Consider the following 25891-nt stretch of genomic DNA (forward strand, 5'->3'; position numbering starts at 1 on the left):
ACACGCGCGTCACGTCCGTCTGGCAGGTTATCCCCGGAGGACGGGAGTGTTTCGCCCGGGACCGGCCCGTCTTGGGTGAGAACCGTCACAGAGAGCCCACCACCGTGTGTCGCGCGCCCTGCTCAGCGGGCGGGCGGATCCGGGGCCGCGGGCGGGCTCGGGTTCGCTCGTTCGGGTGAACCCGCGCCCCGGTCGCTCACACGCCCTGCTCCGGCACCGGGATCGGCCGCTTCTCGATCGCCGCCGCCATGACGTCCGGAAAGGCGTCGGGGGTGCAGGCGAACGCCGGGGCTCCGAGCGCGGCCAGCGCCGCGGCGTGCGCGTGGTCGTACGCGGGCGCGCCCTCGTCGGAGAGCGCGAGCAGCGCGACGAACTGGACGCCGGCCGCCTTCATCGCCGCCACCCGCTTGAGCATCTCGTCCCGGATGCCGCCTTCGTAGAGGTCGCTGATCAGCACCACGATCGTCTCGGACGGGCGGGTGATCCTCGACTGGCAGTAGGCGAGCGCCCGGTTGATGTCGGTGCCGCCGCCGAGCTGGGTGGCGAACAGGACGTCCACCGGGTCGGTGAGCTGCTCGGTGAGGTCGACCACCGCGGTGTCGAAGACGACGAGCCGGGTGTCCAGCGACTTCATCGAGGCGAGCACCGCGCCGAAGACCGCCGAGTGCACGACGGACGGGGCCATCGAGCCCGACTGGTCGATGCAGAGGATGACGTCCTTCTTCACCGCGCGCTGGGCCCGGGCGTAGCCGACCAGCCGCTCGGGGACGACGGTGCCGTGCTCGGGCAGGTAGTTCTTCAGGTTGGCCAGGATGGTGCGGTCCCAGTCGATGTCCCGGTGGCGGGGGCGGTTCACCCTGGCGCTGCGGTCCAGCGCGCCGCCGAGAGTGGCCCGGGTACGGTCGACGAGCCGGCGCTCCAGCTCGGCGACCACCTTGCCGACCACCGCGCGGGCCGTCTCCCGGGTGGTCTCGGGCAGCGCGTGCTTGAGCGAGAGCAGGGTACCGACGAGGTGGACGTCGGGCTCGACGGCCTCCAGCATCTCCGGCTCCAGCAGCAGCCGGTCCAGCCCGAGCCGGGTGATGGCGTCCTGCTGCATCAGCTGGACGACGGTGGACGGGAAGTACTCGCGGATGTCGCCCAGCCAGCGCGCCACCTGCGGCGCCGAGCCGCCCAGGCCGGCGCCGCGACGGCCGGACCGCCCGGCCCGGCCCTCCTCCGGCGCGCCCCGGTAGAGCGCGCCGAGCGCGCCGTCCATCGCGGCGTCCCTCCCGCGCAGGGCGTAGCCCGTGCCGTCCCCCTCGCCGCCGAGCACCAGCCGCCAGCGGCGCAGCCGCTCGTCGGCGGCGGGGGTGGTGGTCACTGCCATCGGATGCTCCTTCACGAGGTCGAGGTCCTTCACGAGGTCGGGGTCATTCACGAGGCCAGGGTCAGGTGTCGCGGCCGGTGGCCTGTTTCGGGATCCGCGCCCGGCCGCCGCCGGGGTGGGCCGGGCAGCCGGGCAGGCCGAGCAGGGTGGCGACCACCGGCAGGGCTGCGTCGGCGCGGGCCCGGTCGAGTTCGGGCCCGGCGCCCTCGGCCGCCGCCGGCTCGGTGCCGAGCGGGCCGGCCGCGACCCGGCTGCCGATGGTCGTCCGGACACCCGCCTCCAGGGCGGAGAAGGTGCGGCGCAGCAGCGGCAGCACGTCGGTGAAGGCCTCGGCCGGCACCTCCGTCAGCCAGGCGTCGAGCAGGCCCAGCAGGCGCGGGTCGTGCAGCAGCAGGGCGCCGCCGCCGGTGAGGAAGCCCTCGACCCAGCCGGCTGCGTCCGCCGGGGCGCCGGCGGCCGAGATGACCAGGCCCATCCGGCGGCCGGCCTCCTCGGAGTCGAGCCGTCCGTCGTCCAGCAGCAGCCGGACGGCGCGACCGCGCAGCAGGCCGGGGACGCCGGTGGCGGGGCCGCCGGCCGGTTCACGGCGGGCGAGCGCCCGCAGAGTGGCGGCCCACCGGTCGGCGAGGCCGCCGTCCCGTGCCAGCAGGCCGATCGCGCCGTGCACCTCGTCGAGATGGCCGCGCATCACCTCCGCGCCGGCCGCGTCCAGCCCGGTGCAGGCGGGCGGCAGGCCGACGCAGATCCGCTCGGCGAGGCCGGCCGCGACCTCGCCGAGCGCGCCGCCGTCGGTGCCCCGGACGTCGCCGTAGCGCAGGGCGCGGACCAGGGCGGGCAGGGCGCCGGCGAGGTGGGCGACGTCGGTGTCCAGCGCGGCGCAGTCGGCGAGCACCCGCATCACCGCCGGCAGGGCGCTGCCGAGCCCGGCCAGCAGGCAGGTCTCCACCAGCCCGGTCAGCTCGGCGAGCTCCGTCGCCGCCCGGGCCGTGCCGACGGCCTTGCCGGTGGCCGCGTCCTCGACCGTGGTGCCCCACTGGGCGGCCTCGGCGATCCGGACCGCGAACTCGGGCTGCCAGCAGAGCCGCCAGCTCTCCCGGAAGGTGCCGGTCGAGTTCACCGCGGACCGGCTGGGCACGCCCCAGTCGATGCCGAGCAGCCGCAGCCGGTGCAGCAGCCGGGAGCGGGCGGCGCCGGTCTCCTCACGGAGGTCCAGGTCGAGCTCGCGCGGCTCCGCCCCGGGCTTGAGCCGCAGCGAGCGCTGGAGCCGGGCGAGGTCCCGCTGGAGCGGCACCGCCGGGGCGCCGTCCGGGACTACGCCGAGCGCGTCGCCGATCACCAGCCCGTCCCGCACCAGGGCGAGGGCGACGTCCGAGCCGTCGCACATCACCGAGCGGACGGCGTCCAGCGTCTCGGTCAGGCCGGCCAGCGGGCGGCCGCGCATCACGGCGAGCGTCCGGGCCAGCCGGACGGCCTCGATGACGTGGGCGGAGGAGACCGGGTGGTCCTCGGCCCGGAGCAGCTCGGCGGCCCTGGTCAGCCACTTCGGCAGCGGGTCGCCCGGTTCCGCGAACAGGTGGCGGTACCAGCCCGGCGAGACGATCCCGGCGCCGTAGCCACTCGACTGCGCGAGCCGCCGGTGCGTCCAGGGCACCCAGGTGATGTCGGTCCTCACCTTCTTCGGCAGGCCGGCCAGCAGGGCCCGGTCGTGGGCGACGGTCGGCATGGCGGCCAGCGCGGGGACGTGGAAGGCGCCGCAGACCACCGCGATCCGCCGGTAGCCGGACCGCTTGGCGGCCCGGATCTGCCGGCGCATGTACGCCTCCCGCAGGTCGTCCCGCCGGGCGGCGCCGGCGGTCACCCCGGCCTCGCGCAGCGCCGTCATCGCCTCGGCGACCGCGGCGAACGGGGCCAGCGCGTCGGCGCCGGGCGAGCGGTGTTCGATCACGTCCTCCCACCAGCGCTCCGGGTCGTCGTAGCCGGCGGCCTCGGCGAGCAGCGCGATCGGGTCACCCGGCCGCTCCTCCGCGGTCTCCGCGGTCTCCGCGGCCTCCTCGGCGAAGCCGTACGCCGCCGGGAGGTCGATGAAGCGCACCGGCAGGCCAGTGTCGACGCCGTACCGGATCGCCACCCACTCCGGGGAGAACTCCGCGTACGGCCAGAACGCGGCCCGGGCCGGGTCGTCCACCGCGTGGGCGAGCAGGGCGACCGGCGGCACCATCTGCTTCTCCGCCGCCAGCCCGATGATCGGATCGGCCTCCGGCGGACCCTCGATCAGCACCACGTCCGGCTCCAGGAGCTCCAGTGCGGCGGCCACCGCACGGGCCGAACCGGGGCCGTGGTGCCGTACGCCCAGCAGCGTCACCTCTGCACTGTTCCGCTCACTCATCGCGCCCTCCCTCCTCCAACCTCGAACTGCGGTGCAATCAGCGGGCGTTCTCGCGGGCCGCGCGGTAGAAGTCCTTCCAGCCGTCGCGCTCCCGCAGCACGCCCTCGACGTACTCGCGCCACACCACCTGGTCGGCCGCCGGATCCCGGACGACGGCGCCCACCACCCCGGCGGCGACGTCACCGGCCCGCAGCACGCCGTCCCCGAAGTGCGCGGCCAGCGCCATCCCGTTGGTCACCACCGAGATCGCCTCCGCCGTCGACAGGGTGCCGCTCGGCGACTTCACCTTCGTCCGGCCGTCGAGCGTGATCCCGGCCCGCAGCTCGCGGAAGACGGTGACCACCCGCCGGATCTCCTCGGCGCCGCCGGGCAGTTCGGGCAGCTCCAGCGAGCGGCCGAGCTGGTCGACCCGCCGGGTGACGATGTCCACCTCCTCCTCCAGGGAGCCGGGCAGGGGCAGCACCACGGTGTTGAACCGCCGGCGCAGGGCGCTCGACAGCTCGTTCACGCCCCGGTCCCGGTCGTTGGCGGTGGCGATCAGGTTGAACCCCCGCACCGCCTGCGTCTCGCCGCCCAACTCCGGCACCGGCAGTGTCTTTTCCGACAGGATGGTGATCAGGCTGTCCTGCACGTCGGCCGGGATGCGGGTCAGCTCCTCGACCCGGGCGATCTTCCCGTCCGCCATCGCCCGCATCAGCGGCGACGGCACCAGCGCCTCCCGGCTCGGCCCGTCGGTGAGCAGCCGGGCGTAGTTCCACCCGTAGCGGACGGCCTCCTCCGGGGTCCCGGCCGTGCCCTGTACGAGCAGCGTCGAATCACCGCTGATCGCGGCCGCGAGATGCTCCGACACCCACGTCTTCGCCGTCCCCGGCACGCCGAGCAGCAGCAGCGCGCGGTCCGTCGCCAGCGTCGTCACGGCGACCTCGACGACCCGGCGCGGCCCGATGTACTTGGGCGTGATCACCGTGCCGTCGGGCAGTTCGCCACCCAGCAGATAGGTGGCCACGGCCCACGGGGACAACCTCCATCGTTCGGGGCGCGGACGGTCGTCCTGCGCGGCCAGCGCGGCCAGCTCCGCCGCGAAGGCGTGCTCCGCGTGCTGCCGCAGAACGTCGGTCATAGGGGCTCCTTCGGGCCGGCCGCCGGACACACCTGTGGCAGGCGGCGAAGTGATCGGGGGGAGCCAGGTCGGCGTCCCGGCCTGCGAGAACAAGCCTGCACCGAGCCACTGACAATCCTGACCGGACCTCAGTTCGACCACCAGGACTGTCAGTCCCTGCGCCTACCGTCGTCGGCATGGAGGAACGCTGGAGCACCGAACACGTCCTGTCCCTGGCACCCGACGCCGCCTCGCGGAAGGCCGCGGGCAAGCTCTCCTCGCCCGCGCCCTGGTCGGCCACGGGCACCGACGGCAGCGCGCTCTGGGGCGAGTGCCGGGGCAGCGGCCGGACGCCGTACCGCACGGCCGTCGAGCTGGCCACCCCCGCCTACACCTGCACCTGCCCGAGCCGGAAGTTCCCGTGCAAGCACGCGCTCGGGCTGCTCCTGCTCTGGAGCGGCACCCCCGAGGCCGTCCCGGCCGCCGAACCGGCCGACTGGGCCCGCGAGTGGCTGACGGCGCGCCGGAACCGGGCCGAGCAGCGCACCGCCACGCCCGGGCCCCCCGCCGACCCGGCCGCCGCCCGCCGCCGCGCCGAGAAGCGCTCCGCCCGGGTCGCCGCCGGCGCCGCCGAGCTGCGGCTCCGGCTGGCCGACCGGATCCGCCACGGCCTGGCCGACCAGTCCACCGCCGGCCCCTGGGAGGAGGTCGCCGCCCGCATGGTCGACGCCCAGGCGACCGGCCTCGCCGCCCGCGTCCGCGGGCTCGACACCACCCCCCAGCAGCACCTCCTGGAGGAGTACGCCATGCTCCACCTGCTCGCCACCGCCGCCACCCGGGTCGGCGAACTGCCCGCGCCGCTCGCCGCCACCGTCCGCACCAGGATCGGCTACACCACCGACACCGCCGACCTCCTCGCCGGCCCCACCGTCCGCGACCGCTGGCACGTCCTCGGCAGCCGCACCTCACCGCTGGAAGGCGGCGCCGACGACCGCCTCACCACCCGCCGCCTCTGGCTGCGCGGCGCCAAGACCGGCCGCCCCGCCCTCCTCCTCGCCTTCGGCCGCCCCGGCCAGGCCCCCGACCTCGCCCTCCCCACCGGGCACGTCCTCGAAGCCGACCTCGCCTTCCACCCCGGCGCCCGCCCGCTGCGCGCCGTCCTGGGCACCCGCTACGGCGCACCCGAGCCCGGCCCCGCCACCCCGCCGGCCGGCCTCACCGCCGCCGAAGCCGTCGCCGCCTACGGCACCGCCGTCGCCGACGACCCGTGGCTCGACGCCTGGCCCACCGTCCTCACCGACGCCGTCCCCGTCCTCACGCCCGACGGCTGGCACCTCACCGACGGCCGGCACACCCTCCCGGTCCACCGCGCCGCCACACCCGAATCCGCCCTCTGGCGCCTCGCCGCCGTCTCCACCGGCCGCGCCCTCACCGTCTTCGGCGAACACGGCCACCAGGGCTTCACCCCCGTCACCGCCTGGGGCCCGGAGCACCGACCGATCAACCTCACCACCCCGTAGCCCGGCGCCCCACCGCGCGCCCGCACCGCCCACACCACAACCTCAGGAGCCCACGTGCCCGACCCCTGGGAGTCCCTCCACACCACCGCCCTCCTCGGCACCGACCGCCGCCCCCTCCCGCAGCTCACCGGCGAGTCCCCCGCCCACCAGGCCGTCGACCGCACCGACCCCGCCACCGCGCTCCTCGAACTCGCCGCCCTGGAGACCGTCCGCCGCCGCGCCGGCGCCCTCCCCACCCCCGTCACCGAGCCCCTCGCCGCCCCCGCCCCGGAGGACGACCGCCCCGAGCTCCCCGCCCCCGCCGCCCGCCGCCTCTCCCTGCTCCTCGGCACCCGCGGCGGCGGCGCCACCCTCGCCAACCTCACCGAGCTGCTCCCCCAGTGGCTCGCCACCGCCCGCGCCCGCGGCTACCGCCCACCCGCCGTCCTCGTCCCGGCGCTGCTCGACGCCGCCCGCGCCCGCAGCGAGCTGCGCCCCGACGCGGTCGCCCTGGCCGGCCCGCTCGGCCGCTGGCTCGCCCCCCGCAACCCCGACTGGCGCTTCGTCCTGCGCACCACCGCCGGGACACCCGCCGAAACGGCCGGCCCCGTCGACGACCGGCTCTGGCACGAAGGCCTCTTCGCCGAGCGCGTCACCCACCTGACACTGCTGCGCCGCACCGACCCGGCCGCCGGCCTCGCCCTGCTCCGGAGCACCTGGTCCACCGAGCGCGCCGAGGACCGCCTGCTCTTCCTGGACGCGCTCCAGGACGGCCTCTCCCCCGCCGACGAACCCTTCCTGGAGGCCGCTCTCGGCGACCGCAGCAAGAACGTCCGCGCCACCGCCGCCGAGCTGCTCTCGACGCTCCCCGGCTCGACCCTGGCCGGCCGCATGGCCGAGCGGGCCCGCGCCGCCGTCCGTCTCTCCGACCGCGGCACGCACCTGCTGGTCACCCCGCCCGCCGAGTGCGACCCGGCGATGCAGCGCGACGGCATACCCCTCAAGTCGCCCACCGGCCGCGGCGAGCGGGCCTGGTGGTTCGGCGAGGTGATCGCCGCGGCGCCACTGGCCCTCTGGCACGAGTCCACCGGCCTGACGCCGGGCCGACTCCTCGCCCTGCGGGTCGGTGACAGCATCGACGAGACCAACAGCAGCTGGGCCGACGATCTGCGCGAGGCCTGGGCCCGGGCCGCCGTCCGCCAGCAGGACGCCGACTGGGCGCGCGCGCTCCTCGGGCCGGCCCCGGCCCCCGCCCCGGAGAGCCGGCGCCCCCGCCCGCCGCGGACCACCGGCTCCCCCGCCAAGCTGCTCTCCGTCCTACCGCCCGCCGAACGCGCCGCCTGGACGGCCGCGTTCATCGAGGTGCACGGACTCGGCGAGGCCTTCCAGCTGCTCGGCGCCTGCGCGACCCCGTGGACGCCGCCGCTCTCCACCGCCGTGGTCGCCGCCCTCGCCCGGGCGGCCGCCTCCGGCGCGTACCCGTGGAGCCACAGCGGGGTGCTCGGGATGACCGAGCGCGCGCTCGCCCCCGGGACGGCCGCCGCCGTCGAGGCGCTGGTCGCCGACACCGCCCCCGCCACCGCCTGGGCCGAGACCTTCACCCGCCTGGCCGGCACCCTGCGCTTCCGCGAGGCCATGCTCGCCGAACTCGTCGCCTGACCCGGAACGCACCCGGGCCGGTACGGGAGGAGACCCCGTACCGGCCCGGAAAGGAAGCAGGTGCGCTAGCCGGCGGCCCGCAGGTTCGCCTCGACCCAGGCCACCACGTCCCGGGTCGGCGTGCCCGGGGTGAAGATGTCCGCGACGCCCATGGCCTTGAGCTCGACGATGTCCTCGTCCGGGATGATCCCGCCGCAGAAGACCTTGATGTCCTCCGCCTCGCGCTCCTTCAGCAGCTCCAGCACCCGCGCGCAGAGCGTCATGTGCGCGCCGGAGAGGACCGACAGCCCGATGCCGTCCGCGTCCTCCTGGATCGCGGTGTCGACGATCTGCTCGGGCGTCTGGTGCAGGCCGGTGTAGATGACCTCCATACCGGCGTCGCGCAGGGCACGCGCGATGACCTTGGCGCCGCGGTCGTGACCGTCGAGCCCGGGCTTCGCGACCACCACACGGATCGGCCCTGACACACCCATCACTGCCTCCTGGACTTCGTCGTCCACCACCCCAGACCTCGTCGGGCACGGGCGCGGTTAACCAGCAATAACCAACCTGAGGGGAGGTTAGCGCCACCCGGCCCCCCTGGCCGTGCCGCCCCTCAAGAGGAGGGCAAAATCACAGCCCCACCCCTTGCTACCAGTCGGTATCCCCCGCAAATCCCACCCACAGCCCACCAACTCGCCTCTTGACTTACGGACTTTTGTCCGGATGTCGGCGTTACGGCTACAGTCTCGGCAGTTTTCCCCTCGTCTTTCCCCTCGCCCGACGACGTGCCGAAGGCCCACCGAGGAGGCAGCCCCCGATGGCTCCCGACGCAGCCGCCCGCCCGACCCGAGCGGAGCTGCGCCTGGCCGCCCGCGAGCAGTCGCGTGCCCAGCGGCGCGGTGCCGCCAGGGCCGCCACCAGAACGGCACTGCTGCGTGTCGCGCTGCCGTCGGTGGCCGCGCTCGGGGTGGCCGCGGCGGCCGCCGTCACCGTCCAGGGCGAGGCCGACCAGCAGCGCACCCAGGCGGCCGGCCTGGTGCCGCAGCAGGCCACGGCCGCCGACGCGCCGGACAACGCGGCCGCCCGGACCTCCGCCCAGCAGGCCCTCGCCGTGGACGGTGCCGACCAGGCTTCCCGAGGCGACGCCCGCCAGCCGCTCTCCGGCGGCCAGCCCACCGCCGAACCGACCGCCGAGCCGACCGCCGAACCGGCCAAGCCCAAGGTGGTCATGCCGGTCGCCGAGCACGGCCTCGGCGAGCTGTTCGGCGAGGCCGGCACCCACTGGGCCAACCGCCACACCGGCATCGACTTCCCGGTGGACGGCGGCTCGCAGGTCATGGCCGTCACCGACGGCACGATCCGTACGCAGTGGAACCCGTCGTACGGCTACATGACGATCCTGAAGATGGCCGACGGCACCGAGGCCTGGTACTGCCACCTGCGCTCGTACAAGATCCGCAAGGGGACGGTGAAGCAGGGCGACGTCATCGCCTTCGTCGGCAGCAGCGGCAACAGCACCGGGCCGCACCTGCACTTCGAGATCCGGCCGCCCGGCAGCGGGCCGGTCGACCCGCTGCCGTGGTTCCTCTCGAACGGACTCGACCCGCGCTGAGCGGTCAGAGCTTCTCGACCGGCGCGTACCGCAGCAGCAGCTGCTTGCGCCCCTCCGTCCCGAAGTCGACGGTGGCCTGCGCCTTGTCCCCGACGCCCGTGGTGGCCACCACCGTGCCCAGCCCGAAGGTGTCGTGGGTGACGCGGTCCCCGACCGCCAGCGCCACGACCTCCCGCTCGACCGCCGCACCGGACCGCCGCGCCGACTGCCCCCAGCCCGCCTTCGGCGAGGCCGCCGCGCCGCCGCGCGACGCCCCGCGCGAGGAGCCGCCCGAGCCGCCGTAGCCCGAACCGCCCGAGCCGGCGGACTTCCCGCCCCAGGACGACCCCGAGGAGTACCCGCGCGAGGCCGGCACCGAGGCCGCCCCCGTCCGCTTCCACTCCACCAGCGTCTCCGGGATCTCCTCCAGGAACCGCGAGGCCGGGTTGTACGAGGGCTGCCCCCAGGCGCTGCGCAGCACCGAGCGGGTCAGGTAGAGCCGCTCCCGCGCCCGGGTGAGACCGACGTACGCGAGCCGCCGCTCCTCCTCCAGCTCCTTGACCTGGTTGAGCGCCCGCATGTGCGGGAAGATCCCGTCCTCCATGCCGGTCAGGAAGACCACCGGGAACTCCAGGCCCTTGGCGGTGTGCAGGGTCATCATCGTGATGACGCCCTGCCCCTCCTCGTCCTCGTCGGGGATCTGGTCCGAGTCGGCGACCAGCGCGACCCGCTCCAGGAAGTCGGCGAGCGAGCCGACCGGCGGCGCGCCGTCCTCGCCGGCGTCGGGCCGCTCGCCCGGGTCCTGCTCGTACTCGAGGGCCACCGAGGCGAGCTCCTGGAGGTTCTCCACCCGGGTCTCGTCCTGCGGGTCGGTCGAGGACTGGAGCTCGGCGAGGTATCCCGTCTCCTCCAGCACCGCCTCCAGCACCGCGGCCGGCCCGGCGCCCGACTCGACGACCTGCCGCAGCCCGGCCATCAGTTCGTTGAACTTCTTCACCGCGTTCGCCGAGCGCGCGGCCATCCCGTACGCCTCGTCCACCCGCCGGAGCGCCTGGGCGAAGGAGATCCGCTCGCGCGCGGCCAGCGCGTCGAGCATCGCCTCGGCGCGGTCGCCGATGCCGCGCTTGGGCACGTTGAGGATCCGGCGCAGCGGCACGGTGTCCTCCGGGTTGGAGAGCACCCGCAGGTACGCCAGGACGTCCCGGACCTCCTTGCGCTCGTAGAAGCGCACCCCGCCGACCACCTTGTACGGCAGGCCGACCCGGATGAACACCTCCTCGAACACACGGGACTGCGCGTTGGTCCGGTAGAAGATCGCGACGTCGCCGGGCTTGGCGTCGCCCGCGTCGGTCAGCCGGTCGATCTCGTCGGCGATGAACTGGGCCTCGCCGTGCTCGTCGTCCGCGACGTAGCCGACGACCTTCTCGCCGTGGTCGCCGGCCGTCCAGAGCTTCTTCTCGCGGCGGCTGGTGTTCCGCTCGATGACGGCGTTGGCGGCGCTGAGGATGGTCTGCGTGGAACGGTAGTTCTGCTCCAGCAGGATGGTGGTGGCGTTCGGGTAGTCCTCCTCGAACTGGAGGATGTTGCGGATCGTCGCGCCGCGGAAGGCGTAGATCGACTGGTCCGCGTCACCGACGACGCACAGCTCGGCCGGCGGCACCTCGGCCAGCCGCCCGGCCGCCGGGTTCACGAAGTCGCCGTCCACCGTGCGCTTCGGCGCGGCGGCGACGGCGCCCCCGCTGAGCTCGCGTACCAGCATGTACTGGGCGCGGTTGGTGTCCTGGTACTCGTCGACCAGGATGTGCCGGAACCGCCGCCGGTAGTGCTCCGCGACGTCGGGGAAGGCCTGGAGCAGGTTCACCGTCGTCATGATGATGTCGTCGAAGTCGAGCGCGTTGGCCTCGCGCAGCCGCCGCTGGTAGAGGAAGTACGCCTCGGCGAGCTTCTTCTCCGTCGGGTTGGCGGCCTGGTCGGCGTAGGTCTCCTCGTCGATCAGCTCGTTCTTCAGGTTGCTGATCTTCGCGGTGAAGGACTTCGGCGGGAACTGCTTGGGGTCGAGGTCCAAGTCCCGGCAGACCAGGGCCATCAGCCGCTGCGAGTCCGCCGAGTCGTAGATCGAGAACGACGAGGTGAAGCCGAGCAGCTTGGACTCGCGGCGCAGGATCCGCACGCAGGCGCTGTGGAAGGTGGAGACCCACATCGCCCGGGCGCGCGGCCCGACCAGCTGCTCGACGCGCTCGCGCATCTCGCCGGCCGCCTTGTTGGTGAAGGTGATCGCCAGGATCTCGCCCGGCTGCACCCCGCGGGCGCCCAGCAGGTAGGCGATCCGGTGGGTCAGCACCCGCGTCTTGCCGGAGCCGGCGCCGGCCACGATGAGCAGCGGCGAGCCCGCGTGCAGCACCGCCTCGCGCTGCGGGTCGTTCATCCCCTCCAGCAGCTGCGCCGGGTCCACCACCGTCCGGGCGGCGCCGTTGCGGTACCAGGCGTCCCGCTCGGCCTCGGCGGCCGCTGGGTCACTGAAAGCGGTGGTCTGGAACAGCCCCTCCGGGATCGCCTCCTCGTACGCGTCGTACGGGACGTCGTCCTCGTACGGCGGCGCCTCCTCGTCGATGGGCGCGGCGGCGGGCGGCTGCTTCGACCCGGCGGCGGGCCCGGCGGCGGGGGCCTCGAAACCGGGGAGCGGGAGGTCGTCAAAGAGGCTACTCATGGCACTCCGAGTCTATGGCCCCCCGCTGACAAGCCCGCCCGGCCCGGAGGAATCCGGACCGGGCGGGCAGCGTGCGCGGGGCGTCAGACCAGGCGGCGGGCGGTGGCCCAGCGGGTCAGCTCGTGCCGGTTGCTCAGCTGGAGCTTGCGCAGCACCGCCGAGACGTGGCTCTCCACTGTCTTCACCGAGATGAAGAGCTGCTTGGCGATCTCCTTGTACGCGTAGCCGCGCGCGATCAGCCGCAGCACCTCGCGCTCGCGCTGGGTCAGCCGGTCGAGGTCCTCGTCCACCGGCGGGGTGTCGGTGGCGGCGAAGGCGTCCAGCACGAAGCCGGCCAGCCGGGGCGAGAACACCGCGTCGCCGTCGGAGATCCGGAAGATCGCGTTGACCAGGTCGGTTCCGGTGATGGTCTTGGTGACGTAGCCGCGGGCACCGCCGCGGATCACGCCGATCACGTCCTCGGCCGCGTCGGAGACGGAGAGCGCGAGGAACTTCACTCCTCCCTGCTCGCCCATCAGCCCGGCGGAGCGGCGCAGCACCTCGACCCCGCCGCCGCCCGGCAGGTGGACGTCGAGCAGCACCACGTCCGGCCTGGTCTCGGCGACCACCCGGACCGCCGACTCGACGTCGTCGGCCTCGCCGACCACGTCGATCCCGGTCGCCTCGGTGCGCCCGATCTCGGCCCGGACCCCGGTGCGGAACATCCGGTGGTCGTCGACCAGGACGACTCGCGCGACCCTCCCCTCGCCGTCGGCCGGGACCCCCATCGGCGCTGCCTCAGTCATTCGTTCTCTCCATCTCCAGCTCGACCTCGGTCCCGCCGTCCGGCGCGGGCCGCACCCGTGCGGTGCCGCCGTTGCGCTTCATCCGGCCGAGGATCGACTCGCGGACACCCATCCGGTCCTCCGGCACCGTGTCGGGGTCGAAGCCGGGGCCGTGGTCGCGGACGAACACCATCACCGTCTTCCCCTCCACCTCGGCGTAGACCTGGACCGGTCCCCCGCCACCGTACTTGGCCGCGTTGACCGTCGCCTCCCTCGCGGCCTGCATCTGGGCCGCGATCCGCTCGTCCATCGGGCAGTCGCCGACGATCACCAGCTCGACCGGCACCCCGTGGCGGTCCTCGACCTCGGCGACCACCGCGCGCAGGCTCTCCGCCATGGTGTCCGGCGCGGCCTCGGCGGCGGCCTCCGGGCGGTACAGCCAGAGCCGCAGCTCGCGCTCCTGGGCCCGGGCGAGCCGCAGCACCTCCTTCGGGTCCTCGGCCCGGCGCTGGATCAGGGTCAGCGTGTGCAGCACCGAGTCGTGGACGTGGGCGGCGATCTCGGCACGCTCCTGGGCGCGGATGCGGGCGGTCCGCTCGGCGCCGAGGTCCTGCCACATCCGCAGCGCGTACGGGCCGACCAGCACCAGCACGCCGGCCAGCACCGCGAGCGAAGCCTCGATCACCGAGCCGAGCGTGGAGCCGCTGCCCTGCATCGCGAGGAAGGCGATGGTGCCGGCCACCACCAGCAGCACGCCGCCGCCCACCCGGGTGTAGGCGCCGCGCCGCTTCTCGCCCTCCTCCAGGCCGAACCAGCGCTGCCAGCGCGAGTCGTCGGCCTGCCGCCAGACCAGCGCGACGCCGACGCCGATCGCCAGCAGCGGCCAGGTGTACGGCCGGGCGGTCTGCACGCCGAGCGCGTTCAGCAGGGCGATCAGGCCGATCACCACCATGACCAGCGCCGCGAGCTGCCCCAGGCCGCCCTGGCGCTTCGCGGCCGGCCGGACCGGCGCCGCCTCCGCGCCCGGCACCGGGCCCGGCTCCGCCGCGGGCTCGCCCTGCAGCGCGTGCTGGAGCAGCTCCCGCAGCCGGCCGATCCGGCCGCGCCGGCCCTTGCTCAGCTCCGCGCCGGACGCCCCGGAGGCCTGCCAGGACCCGGCCGGTACGAAGGCCCCGTTGACGTACACCCAGTGCGCGCCGCCGCGCTGGGCGGGCTCGCCGATACCGATCGGCACCACGAACCAGAACGCCGCGTAGAGCAGCGCGCCGATCCCCTGCGCGAAGAAGAGCAGGACGAAGGCGAGCCGGACCCAGGCGACCGGCAGGCCCAGGTGCACCGCGAGCCCGTGCGCGACACCGCCGAGCATCCGGCCCTGCGGGCTCCGGTAGAGCCGGCGGTACGGCGGCCGCCCGTCACCGGGGACGGCCGGGTCGGCGCCCGCCGACGGCGGGGCGTCGGGGACGAGCGGACGGGGATCGGTACCAGGGGCTGCCACGCCACCGATGGTTCCACGCGGGCGGGCCCGGACGCATCAGGGTGAAGCCCTACCCGTACTCAGGGACAAGTCAGGGTACGGACAGGGACGGCACCGGTTGGGCGGGCGCCCGGGAGCCACCAGGATGGTGGGCATGACCGACGACCACCGTACCCAGGAGGCCGGGCCGAGCGCCCCGCCCGCACCGGACCGCCCCCCGCTGAACCGGACCGAGCACCACCGCGTGGTCGCCGGCGTCTGCGGCGGCCTGGGCCGGCACCTGGACATCGACCCGGTGGTCTTCCGCGTGGTGACGGTGGTGCTCTGCCTCTCCGGCGGGCTCGGCCTCTTCCTGTACGGGCTGGCCTGGCTGATCATCCCGACCGAGCCGGTCGCGGACGGCAAGGGCGGCAGCCGGCCGGGCCGGACCGAGCTCCAGCGGGTGCTCACCGGCCGGGTGGACGGCCAGTCGGTCGGCGCGGTGCTGCTGACCGTGATCGGCACCGGCGTCTTCTTCTCCTCGATGGGCGACGGCGACCAGCTGTTCCCGCTGCTGCTGCTCGGCGGCCTGGTGTTCCTGGCCGTCCGCTACGACCCGGAGCGCCGCCACAACCGGCTGCGCGGGCGCCGGCGCGGCCGGAACCGCCACCACGGCCCGTACGACCGGTACTTCCCCGAGTCCGGGCCGGCCAGCGCCTTCTCCTGGCCGCTGACGGACGAACAGCCGCGGACCGCCGAGGACGAGTCGGCCCGCGAGCGGCACGCCCGGGAGCGGGCGGCCGGCACCGTGCCGGCCGACACCCCGCACGCGGGCCCGAGCGGCTACCTCTGGGACCCGCGCCACCCCGAGCGCAACCCGTACGGCGACACCGGCGCCGCCCCGCACGGGGCCGCCGCCCCGCCGCCCGGCGGCCCGGCCCAGCCCTGGTGGCAGCGCGCCGACCTGCCGGAGGGCGACCCGCTGCGCAAGGACGGCCCGGCCCGCCCGCCCCGGCCGCCGGTGGCGGTGCGTCACCACCGCGAGCGGTCGCCGCTCGGCCTGATCGGGCTGCTGCTGGCGGCCGGCGCGGCCAGCGCGGTCTGGGGGGCCTCCGCGCACGGCGACACCGACGTGCTGACCGGCACCGTGCTGGCGACCGCCCTGCTGGTCATCGGGCTGACGCTGCTGGTGGCCGCCAAGTTCGGCCGGGCCCGCAAGCTCGTCGTGCCGGGCCTGCTGCTCACCCTGGCGCTCGCCTTCTCCAACGGCTCGTCGTTCTCGGTGCAGGACGCGTTCGGCGACCGCGACTGGAGCGCCGCCTCGGCCGGCGAGCTGGCGCCGCGGTACACGCTCGGGCTCGGCAACGCCCGGCTGGACCTCAGCCGGATCGACCCCGCCGGCACCACCCTGCACACCACCGTCGAGCTCGGCGCCGGCGAGCTGACCGTCCTGGTGCCGTCGAACGTGACGGTCGACCTGGAGACGAAGATCGGCCTCGGCAACGCCGACGTGCCGGGGGAGGACGAGGTCAGCGGCAACAGCTCTCGCACCTTCCGGCTGAACCCGGTGAACGGTCAGGCATCCAAGGGCACGCTCGACCTCAGGCTGATGGTCGGGCTCGGCAACATCAAGGTGGTCCAGTCGTGAGGAAGCACCAGCTCGATCTCTTCTCGCTGATCGCCGGGGGGCTGTTCACCGTCATCGCGGTGCTCTACCTGGTCGCGGCGGTCAACGACATCTCGGTGAACGGCCGGATCGTCATCCCGGTGACCTTCATCGTGCTGGGCCTGGGCGGCCTGGCCGGGGCGGTCGCGGCGGCAGCCAGGCGCGGCCGGACGGACACGCCGGACCGGGGCACCCTCGACCAGGACGTGGCCTGACGGCTCAGCTCTGCAGCGGCCCGAGGTTCAGCTTGTCGCCGTCCTTGGTGACGCCGTACTTGGGCAGCGGCTTGGTGGCCGGGCCGTTGACCACCGCGCCGGTGGCCGCGTCGAAGCGGGAGCCGTGGCACGGGCAGTACAGCTGCCCGTTCTTCGGCGCGTCGACCGCGCAGCCGGAGTGCGTGCAGACCGCGGAGAAGGCGCAGTACTGGCCGGCCTTGGGCTGCACGATGTAGACCGCGTCGCCGGTGGCCGGGTCCTTGACCTGGGCCGAGCCGCCGACCGGGACGCTCGCGGCGGCCACCGAGACGGGCGGCCCGGCGGGCGTCCTCCCGACGGCGGCCGGGGCGGCGGACGGGCCGGCCGCCTTCTTGTCCCGTCCGAAGGTGGCGGTCAGCGAGCCGGTGAGCAGGCCGGCACCGCCGATCGCGACGGCCGCGATCCCGCCGTCCACCAGCGCCCGCCGGCGGGCGTGGGCCTCGCCCAGCCCGCGCTCGCGGTCCCGGGTGGCCCGCTTGGCCAGGTAGCCGTCCAGCGAGAGGTACGGGGTGCCGGCCAGCAGCAGCGGGGTCCAGGCCATCAGGTAGGCGAGGTCGTTGCCGAGGTAGTACGGCGAGACGTTCCAGCTGACGGTCAGCCAGAGGCTCAGGTTGATCAGCGCACCGCCGAGGGCCGCGACCCGGCCCCAGAGGCCGAGCAGGGTGCCGAGGCCGACGGCCAGCTCGCCGAAGGCGATGGCGAGCGCGAACAGGGTCGGGGCGTCGAGGGCCACGCCGAGCAGGAAGGAGATCGGGCTGGAGCCCCTGGCCGCCTGGGTCTGCGAGACGAAGGAGGCCGGGTCGCCCGCGCCCGCCAGGTAGTGCGTGTCGGAGAGCTTGTCGAGCGCCGCGTAGACGAAGGTGACGCCGAGGAACATCCGCAGCGGCAGCAGCGCGTACCGCGAGGCCACCGCCTTGCGCGCGGCCGCCCGTCCGGCCCAGCCGTCCGCCCCCGCGCCGGTCGCCACGGAGCCGCCGGCCACCGTGGGGCTGCTGGCCACCGTGGGGCTGCTGGCCTCCGTCATCCCTCACACCTTCCTTCACGGCCTGCCAACCACCTGACAGGTCCGGTCGCATTCTGCCCGTTTGTGAGCGCTTTCGGTGGGAGGTCCCACCCGGTGGGCACCCGGTGCACCGCGAACGGCCGCGCCGCCGCTCCCTTGTATACGGGAACGACGGCGCGGCCGTTCAATGCCGGTTCGGGGCCTTCTCAGGGCCGGCCGGCGGGAGTGATCACTCCCACTCGATGGTGCCCGGCGGCTTGCTGGTGCAGTCCAGCACCACGCGGTTGACGTCCTTGACCTCGTTGGTGATCCGGGTCGAGATCTTCGCCAGCACGTCGTACGGCAGGCGCGACCAGTCGGCCGTCATGGCGTCCTCGGAGGAGACCGGGCGCAGCACGATCGGGTGGCCGTAGGTGCGGCCGTCGCCCTGGACGCCGACGCTGCGGACGTCCGCGAGCAGCACGACCGGGCACTGCCAGATCTCGCGGTCCAGGCCGGCCGCGCTCAGCTCCTCACGGGCGATCGCGTCGGCCTCGCGCAGCAGGTCCAGGCGCTCCTTGGTGACCTCGCCGACGATCCGGATGCCCAGGCCCGGGCCCGGGAACGGCTGGCGCTGGACGATCTCCTCCGGCAGGCCGAGCTCCTGGCCGACCATCCGGACCTCGTCCTTGAACAGCTTGCGCAGCGGCTCGACCAGCTCGAACTGGAGGTCCTCGGGCAGGCCGCCGACGTTGTGGTGGGACTTGATGTTGGCGGTGCCGGTACCGCCGCCGGACTCCACCACGTCCGGGTACAGGGTGCCCTGGACCAGGAACTCCACCGACTCGCCGTGCTCGCCGGCCTCGGCCACGATCTCGGCCTGGGCCTGCTCGAAGACCCGGATGAACTCACGGCCGATGATCTTGCGCTTCTCCTCGGGGTCGGAGACCCCGGCGAGCGCGTTCAGGAAGCGCTCCTGCGCGTCGACGACCTTCAGCTGCACGCCGGTGGCCGCGACGAAGTCCTTCTCGACCTGCTCGGTCTCGCCCTTGCGCATCAGGCCGTGGTCGACGTAGACGCAGGTCAGCTGCTCGCCGATGGCCTTGTTGACCAGGGCGGCCGCGACCGCGGAGTCCACACCGCCGGAGAGGCCGCAGATGGCCCGCTTGTTCCCGACCTGGGCACGGATCAGCGCGACCTGCTCGTCCACCACGTTGCCGGTGGTCCAGGTCGGCGCGATGCCGGCGCCGCGGTAGAGGAAGTGCTCCAGGATCTGCTGGCCGTGGTCGGAGTGCAGCACCTCGGGGTGGTACTGGACGCCGTAGAGCCGGGCCTCGTCGTTCTCGAAGGCCGCGACCGGCACCACGTCGGTGGAGGCGGTGACGGTGAAGCCCGCGGGGGCGGCCGAGCAGGCGTCGCCGTGCGACATCCACACCGAGTGCTGCGCCGGGACGCCCTCGAACAGGGTGGAGCCGGTGCGGGAGACGGTCAGCGGGGTGCGGCCGTACTCGCGCGCGCCACTGTTGTCGACGGTGCCGCCGAGCGTCTTGGCCATCAGCTGGAAGCCGTAGCACATGCCGAAGACCGGCACCCCGGCCTCGAAGATCGCGCGGTCGAGCTGCGGCGCGTTCTCCTCGTAGACCGACGAGGGACCGCCGGAGAGGATGATCGCCTTCGGGTTCTTGGCGAGCATCTCGGCGACCGGCATGCTGCTCGGCACGATCTCGCTGTAGACCCGGGCCTCACGCACCCGGCGGGCGATGAGCTGGGCGTACTGGGCACCGAAGTCGACCACCAGGACGGTGTCGGTCTCAGGTACGGACTGGACGGGAATAGCAGAGGACACGGACGGCCTTCCGGCAGCGGTACGAAAGGTGTCGCGCGCAGCGCTTCCGTCGAAGGGCGGCGGCGGGCGACGAGCGGGGGTCTGAGGTCGAGTCTACCGGGCGGGCCGGTTTCACTCGTCTGCCCGTCCAAGAGACCGTGACCGCGCGGGTCGCCGGTTCGTTGCTTCTGACGACCGTACGACCGCGCCGCGCCCGCCAGGTGCGCCGCCTCCGCCCCGGCCAGGGGCGCCGCCGTACGGGCTTGCAGGACCACGCGTGGAGCTCATCCCAGTCCACCGGCGCGCGTGGCGCCGCCGCTGTCCCGGCCCCGCCGGGAGCGGTGCGCCGTGGGACCGTGCGCGGGTGCAGCGGCCGGCCAGCAGGGGACAGCGACCCCGGCCGCGACTGGACCAACGAGGTGGGGTGGCCGGCCCCCGGGGACGCCCGGAAGCCGGCCGCCGCACCCCGGCGCAACCCAGGCGCACACCATTCACCGTCCCGCGCCGCTACGCGCGTCCCCGTGCGCTCCGGCGGACGCCACTACACACCGTGATCATCGACGCGGCCTGCCCGGACCTCCCGGAGGGCCGCCGGGCGGCTCCTGGTAGACCTCCCCGGACCGGTCGGGCCGAAAATGGACTGTGCCGAATCATGCCGAATCGGTTGCAGAGCAAGCCCTTCGTCCAGCACGATGCTGCGTGGAAGAGGTTCTCCCGGTGGCCGAAGACCCACTGCGGAGGCCCGACCCGGTGCCGCCGAGACCCTTGGTGGCAACGATTGTCACCTCACGCTCCGTGAGCGAAGGCCCGGCGCAGCCATGCGCGCCGGCCCAGCCGCACCGCGAGCGTGCGCGCCCCGCACGACCGGCACACCCACGCCGGTGCTGCGACGGCGCGGCCCCAGAAGCCAACCGACAGGACGGCGCTCCTCCCCCGGCGCCGTCACCCCAGCACCGGCGCAGCCCTGACGCCGCGTGCTGAGCGACAAAGGGCCCCGTTCCCCCGCGGGGCCCTTTGCCCTTGTCCGGGCCTTGTCCGCGCCTGGTTCGGGCCTGGTTCGGCCCTCTTCCAGGGCCGGTGCGGCCGTGTGACCGCTGCGGCGGGCGGGTGCCGGGACGACGCGAGGGGCGCGGGCCGCCAGGGCGCGCGCCCCCGGCTCGCTACGGCTCCTTGCGCCAGACGCTCGCGTCGGTGGCGTCCCCGCCGGCCCCGGGGGCGGCGGCGCCGGGGGCCGGCGGCTGCTGGTCGTGCGAGCCGATCACCTCGCTCACCCCCGCCACCTGGCCCGGCACCAGCGGCCCGCCCTCGTGCACCACGCCGGCGTGCGCGGCGTCCGCGTGCACCGTGTCCGCATGCGTGACGTCCGGCGGCGCCGCACCCGCGTACGCCGCACCCTCGTACATCGCACCCTCGGACGGGCCGCCCTGCGGCGGCACCGCGCCGAGGGGGCCGCCGGCCGAAGCGCCGCGCATGGCCGCCAGCAGCGGCGGCACGGCCAGCGCGCCGACCGCCGCCCAGATCACGTTGGCCGCCAGCTGGGTGCCGAAGAGCAGGCCGACCGAGAACTCGCGGTCGGAGGCAGCCCGCGCGCCGGAGTATCCGCTGCCCGACGTCGCCACGAAGCCGGCCACCGCCATGAGCAGGGTGAGCCCGGCCGCGTACACCACGGCCAGCCGGATCCGGTCGGCCGCGTCGAGCCGGCGCCGGTGGGCCGTCCAGCCGAGGTAGGCCGTCGCGGCCAGGGCGAGCAGCAGGGTCCACCGCCAGTCGGCGGTCTCCCCGTGGAGGTCGAAGAGCGAGAACTCGTCGTGCGGGCCGCTCGAACCGTAGTCCGGGCCGTCCCCGTCGTAGCCGCCGTAGCGGCTGCTGCCGTCGTCCGCCCGCAGGGTCGCACCCGAGCCCAGGCCGAGCAGGCTCAGGCCGAGGTTCGGCAGGAAGGCCACCGAGACGCCGGTCGCCCAGCCCTCGTCCTGCACGGCGACCAGCACGAACCCGGCCAGTGCGGCGAGCCCGACCGACACCGCCGCCGCCCGGCCCGCGGCCAGCCCGGCCACCGCCCAGCCGCGCACCGTGCGGTTGCGCCAGGCCGCCCAGCGCAGCGCGTCCGTCCCGTACACGGTGAAGGCGAGCAGCCCGGCCAGCAGCGCGCTCCAGCCGACCGCCTCCAGCCAGCCGGAGTCGGACCGGTACTCCACGCCCCCGTAGTAGTCGCCGAAGCTCGCCCCCCGGCCGTTCGACGGGGACCAGGCGGCGCCGCCGACCAGGCCGACCAGCAGGGTCGCCGCGGCCACCACCAGGGCGGTGCGGACCGCCTCGCCGGCCGCCTGCGCCCGGGTCTGCTGCTCACCGGTGCGGGCCTGGCGCAGGCGCACGCCGCCCCGCAGGCCGAGCCAGAGTGCGAACAGCCAGAGCGCGGTGACCGTCATCGGCACCGTCCGCACCAGGAGCGACGGGCCGCTCTCCCCCCGGAACAGCCGGCCGCTGAGGCCCAGCTTGAAGGGCGCGCCGAGGGCGGCCAGGGCCATCGCCAGGGCGGTGCCGAACCGGTCTCCGAACCCGGGCGAGTCGTAGAGGTAGCCGAGGTTGTAGTCGCCCGGGATCGCGGCGATCAGCGCCGCCAGCAGCAGCACCGCGGTCGGCGCGATCACCGCCTTCAGCGCCGGACGCCAGTCCTCGCCGGTGAGCCAGCGCAGCGCGGCGGGCTGCGTGGCGGCCGGGTCGTACGGCCGGCCGGTGCCCCAACTGCCCACCGCCGGCGGGGCGGTGGGCGGCGCGTGGCCGGGCCGGCCGGGCGCCGCGGCCGGCTGGTACCCCGGCGCGGACGGTGGCGGCGGTGGCAGCACGGGCGGGGTGAGCGGTGCCGCGGCAGGCGGGGGCGGCGCCAGCGGCCGCCCGCAGGAGGCGCAGCCGAGCGCCCCTTCCGCAGAAGCCGCACCGCACGATGCGCAGATGGCCATGGATCGTGATCCCCCCGTGAGAACAAGCCCCTGGTCCCCCCAGGGAGCCCGTTTATCCCACCGTGCGCGGACGGCTGTCAACCGGCTCCGGCGCGTCGCCGGCCGGCCCCGGCGAAGAGTCAGGGGGCCTGCGTGCCAGGCTTCTTCGGCACCTCGGGGACGGCCAGCAGCGGCAGCCGTAGCGCGCCGAAGGCGTCCTTCGGCACCGCCGGGCGCACCGGCGTCACCGACTCGACCCGCCGGTACGCCTCGCCGGGGGCCGGGCGCCGGTCGTCCTCGCCCTTGTTCGGCCACATCGACATGGCCCGCTCGGCCTGCGCGGTGATCGTCAGCGACGGGTTCACCCCGAGGTTGGCGGAGACCGCCGAGCCGTCCACCACGCTGATGCCGGGGTGGCCGTAGAGCCGGTGGTACGGGTCGACCACGCCGGTCTCGGCGGAGTCGCCGATCGGGCAGCCGCCGAGGAAGTGGGCGGTCATCGGGATGTCGAAGATCTCACCGACGGTGCTGCCCGCGAAGCCGTTGATCTCGTCGGCCAGCGCCCGGGCGCCCTGCTCGGCGGCCGGGATCCAGGTCGGGTTGGGTGCGCCGTGGCCCTGGGTGGAGGTCAGCTGGCCCTTGCCGAGGCCCTTCTTCTTCAGCGAGACGGTGATCGAGTTGTCCAGCGACTGCATCACCAGGCCGATGATCGTCTTCTCCGACCAGCGGTGCTGGTTCATCGAGCGGGCGAAGGTCACCGGGTGCCGCACCGACGTGCCCAGGTAGCGCAGCCAGCGCGGGCCCTTGCCGCCGCCCTTGACCTGCGCGATCGACAGCGCGCCCATCGCGTTGGAGCCCTTGCCGTAGCGCACCGGCTCGATGTGGGTGTTCGCGTCCGGGTGGATCGAGGAGGTGATCGCGACGCCCTTGGTGAAGTCCGTCCGGGCGCCGTAGCGCCGGTCGGTGGTCTGCGCGCCGACCAGCGCCTCGGAGTTGGTCCGGGTCAGCTCGCCGAGCCGGCCGGAGATCCGGGACAGGTGGCCGCCGTCGCGCATCCGGTGCAGCAGCGACTGGGTGCCGTAGGTGCCGGCCGCGACCACCACCCGGGCGGCGGTGATGGTCCGCGCCCCCGCCTTCACCGGGTCGGTGGTGGAGCGGGCGTCCGTCCGGCGGACGTCCACCTTGAAGCCCTGCGTCCCGTCGGCCCCGGTGTGCTCGCGGATCCGGGCCACCGTGGTGAGCGGGTGGATCTCGGCGCCGCCGCGCTCGGCCAGGTGGAGGTAGTTCTCGGTGAGCATGTTCTTGGCGCCGTGCCGGCAGCCGGTCATGCACTCGCCGCACTCCACACAGGCCCGCCGCGCGGGGCCGGCGCCGCCGAAGTACGGGTCCGCGATCTCGTCGCCGGGCGCCGCCTTGGCCCCGCCTCCCCCAGACTCCGTCCGGGAGGTGCCCCCAGCGTCCTTGCCGTCACCGAAGAAGACCCCGACCGGCGCCATGTGGAAGGTGTCCGCGACGCCCATCTTCTCGGCGGCCGCCCGCAGATGGACGTCGGACGGGGTGACGGTCGGGTTGAGCCGGACGCCCAGCATCCGCTGCGCCTGGTCGTAGAACGGCGCCAACTCCTCCTGCCAGTCGGTGATGTGAGCCCACTGGCGGTCCTCGAAGAACGGCTTCGGCGGCACGTAGAGGGTGTTGGCGTAGTTCAGCGAGCCGCCGCCGACCCCGGCGCCCGCCAGGATCAGCACATTGGCCAGCAGGTGGATCCGCTGGATGCCGTACAGGCCGAGCTTGGGCGCCCACAGGTACTTGGCCAGGTCCCAGGAGTTCTTGGGCAGTTCGTCGCGCTCGAAGCGCCGCCCGGCCTCCAGGACGGCGACCCGGTAGCCTTTCTCGGTCAGCCGCAGCGCGGAGACCGAACCACCGAAGCCCGAGCCGATCACGACCACGTCGTAGTCGAACTCCGCCTCATCGCGGGACCCCACCATGTGCCACTGCTCCTTCGGAAAAGACTGACGTCGGGGACGGACTGCCGTGAACCGTCGGCTACTTGAAGCGCAGCGCCTTCAGCACCCGCAGGCCACCGGTGAACACCGCGGCGAACTGCTTGTCGTCCAGCCCGAACGAGGGTGCGAGCGGCATCAGCCGCTGGCCGGCGACGGTCTGCGCCTCGGTGAACCGCAGGATGCCCTCGGCGCCGTGCCGCCGGCCGAGCCCGGACTCGCCCATGCCGCCCATCGGCGCGCCGACCGAGCCGTACGCGGCCGCGTAGGCCTCGTTGATGTTGACCGTGCCGGTCCGCAGCCGGGCCGCGACCGCCCGGCCGCGCCGCATGTCCTTCGTCCAGACGCTGGAGTTGAGCCCGTACGGGGTGGAGTTGGCGGCGGCCACCGCCGCGTCCTCGGTGTCGAAGCGGTAGACCGAGACCACCGGGCCGAAGGTCTCCTCGGCGCAGACCGCCATCTCCGGGGTGACGTCGTCCAGGATCGTCGGCTCGTAGAAGAACGGGCCGAGGTCCGGCCGGGCCCGGCCGCCGGTCACCACGGTGGCGCCGGCCTTGACCGCCTCGTCCACGTGCCGGGTGGTGGTGTCCAGCTGCCGGACGGAGACCAGCGAACCCATGTCCGCGCCGTACGCGAGGCCGCCGCCGAGGCGCAGTGCACGGGTCCGCTCGGCGAACTTCGCCAGGAACTCGTCCGCCACCGAGCGGTGCACCAGCAGCCGTTCGATCGAGATGCAGAGCTGGCCGGCCGAGGAGAAGCAGGCCCGGACGGCGCCCTCGGCGGCCCGGTCGAGATCGGCGTCGGCCAGCACCAGCATGGCGTTCTTGCCGCCGAGTTCGAGCGAGACGCCGACCAGCCGGGCCGCGGCGCGCTGCGCGACCTCGCGGCCGGTGCGGGTGGAGCCGGTGAACGAGACGTAGTCGGCGTGCTCGACCACGGCCGGGCCGATCACCGGGCCGTCGCCGATCACGATCTGCCAGAGGTCGGCCGGCAGCCCGGCCTCGATCAGCAGCTCGCGGGCCCAGAGCGCGGTCAGCGCGGTCTGCGTGTCCGGCTTGTTGACCACCGCGTTGCCCGCCACGAACGCGGGCAGCGCATCGCCGATGCACAGCTCCAGCGGGTAGTTCCACGGCGAGATGTGCCCGACCACGCCCTTGGGCCGGCGGGCCTCGATCGCCTGGGTGAGCAGCGGCAGGGCGCCGCCGCGCCGCTTGTCGCGCAGGTAGCCGTGCGCGGCGCGCCCGTAGTGCCGGGCGGCCATGGCGACGGCCAGCACCTCCTCGAAGGCGTGCAGCCGGGCCTTGCCGGTCTCCGCCTGGATCAGGTCGAGCACCTCGTCCTGGCGCTTGAGCAGCAGGTCGTGGAAGCGCAGCAGGACGGCGGCACGACGGCGCACCGGCAGCGCGGCCCAGGCCGGCTGGGCGCGGCGGGCCAGCTCGAAGGCCACCTCGACGTCGGCTGGGGTGGACTGCGGCAGGCCGGCCAGCCGCTCGCCGGTCAGCGGGGCGACGGTCTCCACCAGGCTGGGCTCGCCGGTCGCGGTGATCCCGCCGGCCAGACGGGTGACCAGCGACGACGGGACGGCCGCGGCGACCGTACGGCCGCCTCCGGGAGCGGCGGGGTTGCGGTCCGCGGCGCCTGCACCGGGCTGCTGGAGGGCCGAGGCATCTGCTGTGAGGTCCGTCATACGGCGCAGCCTAGGCGCTCGGCGGCCGGTTC

At 74.6% G+C, this 25891-nt stretch carries 17 protein-coding genes; 5 read left to right on the top strand and 12 right to left on the bottom strand.

What is annotated here, in order from left to right; all coding sequences use genetic code 11:
* Nucleotides 1-196: 196 nt before the first annotated feature.
* The 3 genes from ACZ6NC_RS10155 to ACZ6NC_RS10165 form a co-directional block, all read right to left on the bottom strand.
* On the bottom strand, nt 197-1369 hold the full coding sequence (locus ACZ6NC_RS10155) for a VWA domain-containing protein (RefSeq protein ID WP_465730917.1): 1173 nt from the start codon (nt 1367-1369) through the stop codon (nt 197-199).
* A gap of 61 nt (nt 1370-1430) precedes the next feature.
* Nucleotides 1431-3755 (bottom strand): DUF5682 family protein, encoded by a 2325-nt coding sequence (locus tag ACZ6NC_RS10160; protein WP_465730919.1) that lies wholly within the window; start codon nt 3753-3755, stop codon nt 1431-1433.
* Nucleotides 3756-3792: 37 nt separating this feature from the next.
* Entirely contained in the window at nt 3793-4875 is a 1083-nt protein-coding gene (locus tag ACZ6NC_RS10165) for an ATP-binding protein (protein ID WP_465730921.1), read from the bottom strand.
* Nucleotides 4876-5051: 176 nt separating this feature from the next.
* Here ACZ6NC_RS10165 and ACZ6NC_RS10170 point away from each other — a divergent pair, with 176 nt between their 5' ends.
* The gene (locus ACZ6NC_RS10170) at nt 5052-6374 is read left to right on the top strand and encodes an SWIM zinc finger family protein (RefSeq protein ID WP_465730923.1); all 1323 of its coding nucleotides are present in this window, start codon (nt 5052-5054) and stop codon (nt 6372-6374) included.
* 54 nt (nt 6375-6428) lie between these two features.
* Nucleotides 6429-8012 carry a DUF5691 domain-containing protein gene (locus ACZ6NC_RS10175; protein WP_465730925.1) on the top strand — a complete coding sequence of 528 codons (1584 nt, stop codon included), beginning with the start codon at nt 6429-6431 and terminating at the stop codon, nt 8010-8012.
* A 65-nt stretch (nt 8013-8077) separates the two neighbouring features.
* Here the strand turns inward: ACZ6NC_RS10175 and ACZ6NC_RS10180 are convergent, their stop codons facing one another.
* A complete protein-coding gene (locus ACZ6NC_RS10180; protein ID WP_148644434.1) occupies nt 8078-8485 on the bottom strand; it encodes a cobalamin B12-binding domain-containing protein in 408 nt (135 codons plus the stop codon).
* A gap of 326 nt (nt 8486-8811) precedes the next feature.
* Here ACZ6NC_RS10180 and ACZ6NC_RS10185 point away from each other — a divergent pair, with 326 nt between their 5' ends.
* Nucleotides 8812-9606, top strand: coding sequence for a M23 family metallopeptidase (locus ACZ6NC_RS10185; protein ID WP_465730927.1), 795 nt, complete (start codon nt 8812-8814; stop codon nt 9604-9606).
* Between the two features lie 4 nt (nt 9607-9610).
* Here the strand turns inward: ACZ6NC_RS10185 and pcrA are convergent, their stop codons facing one another.
* From pcrA to ACZ6NC_RS10200, 3 genes are all read right to left on the bottom strand, one after another.
* Nucleotides 9611-12292 carry a DNA helicase PcrA gene (pcrA, locus tag ACZ6NC_RS10190; RefSeq protein ID WP_465730929.1) on the bottom strand — a complete coding sequence of 894 codons (2682 nt, stop codon included), beginning with the start codon at nt 12290-12292 and terminating at the stop codon, nt 9611-9613.
* 83 nt (nt 12293-12375) lie between these two features.
* A complete protein-coding gene (locus ACZ6NC_RS10195; protein WP_465730931.1) occupies nt 12376-13077 on the bottom strand; it encodes a LuxR C-terminal-related transcriptional regulator in 702 nt (233 codons plus the stop codon).
* Nucleotides 13070-14422, bottom strand: coding sequence for a PspC domain-containing protein (locus tag ACZ6NC_RS10200; protein WP_465731015.1), 1353 nt, complete (start codon nt 14420-14422; stop codon nt 13070-13072). The genes ACZ6NC_RS10195 and ACZ6NC_RS10200 overlap by 8 nt, the downstream gene beginning before the upstream one ends.
* Before the next feature lie 262 nt (nt 14423-14684).
* Between ACZ6NC_RS10200 and ACZ6NC_RS10205 the strand changes: the two genes are divergently transcribed.
* Together ACZ6NC_RS10205 and ACZ6NC_RS10210 are read left to right on the top strand one after the other, a co-directional pair.
* A complete protein-coding gene (locus ACZ6NC_RS10205; protein WP_465730932.1) occupies nt 14685-16157 on the top strand; it encodes a PspC domain-containing protein in 1473 nt (490 codons plus the stop codon).
* A complete protein-coding gene (locus ACZ6NC_RS10210) occupies nt 16154-16390 on the top strand; it encodes a hypothetical protein (protein WP_465730934.1) in 237 nt (78 codons plus the stop codon). The genes ACZ6NC_RS10205 and ACZ6NC_RS10210 overlap by 4 nt, the downstream gene beginning before the upstream one ends.
* Before the next feature lie 4 nt (nt 16391-16394).
* Here ACZ6NC_RS10210 and ACZ6NC_RS10215 read toward each other — a convergent pair whose 3' ends face one another.
* The 5 genes from ACZ6NC_RS10215 to ACZ6NC_RS10235 form a co-directional block, all read right to left on the bottom strand.
* Complete coding sequence (locus ACZ6NC_RS10215) at nt 16395-17453, bottom strand: Rieske 2Fe-2S domain-containing protein (RefSeq protein WP_465730936.1); 1059 nt, start codon at nt 17451-17453, stop codon at nt 16395-16397.
* Between the two features lie 208 nt (nt 17454-17661).
* Complete coding sequence (guaA, locus tag ACZ6NC_RS10220; RefSeq protein WP_465731017.1) at nt 17662-19245, bottom strand: glutamine-hydrolyzing GMP synthase; 1584 nt, start codon at nt 19243-19245, stop codon at nt 17662-17664.
* Between the two features lie 1151 nt (nt 19246-20396).
* Entirely contained in the window at nt 20397-22193 is a 1797-nt protein-coding gene (locus tag ACZ6NC_RS10225; RefSeq protein WP_465730938.1) for a hypothetical protein, read from the bottom strand.
* A gap of 119 nt (nt 22194-22312) precedes the next feature.
* A complete protein-coding gene (locus ACZ6NC_RS10230) occupies nt 22313-24157 on the bottom strand; it encodes a GMC oxidoreductase (RefSeq protein ID WP_465730940.1) in 1845 nt (614 codons plus the stop codon).
* A 58-nt stretch (nt 24158-24215) separates the two neighbouring features.
* Nucleotides 24216-25859, bottom strand: coding sequence for a succinic semialdehyde dehydrogenase (locus tag ACZ6NC_RS10235; RefSeq protein WP_465730942.1), 1644 nt, complete (start codon nt 25857-25859; stop codon nt 24216-24218).
* Nucleotides 25860-25891: the final 32 nt, after the last annotated feature.

The sequence above is a fragment of the Kitasatospora sp. NPDC041988 genome (assembly GCF_055588525.1).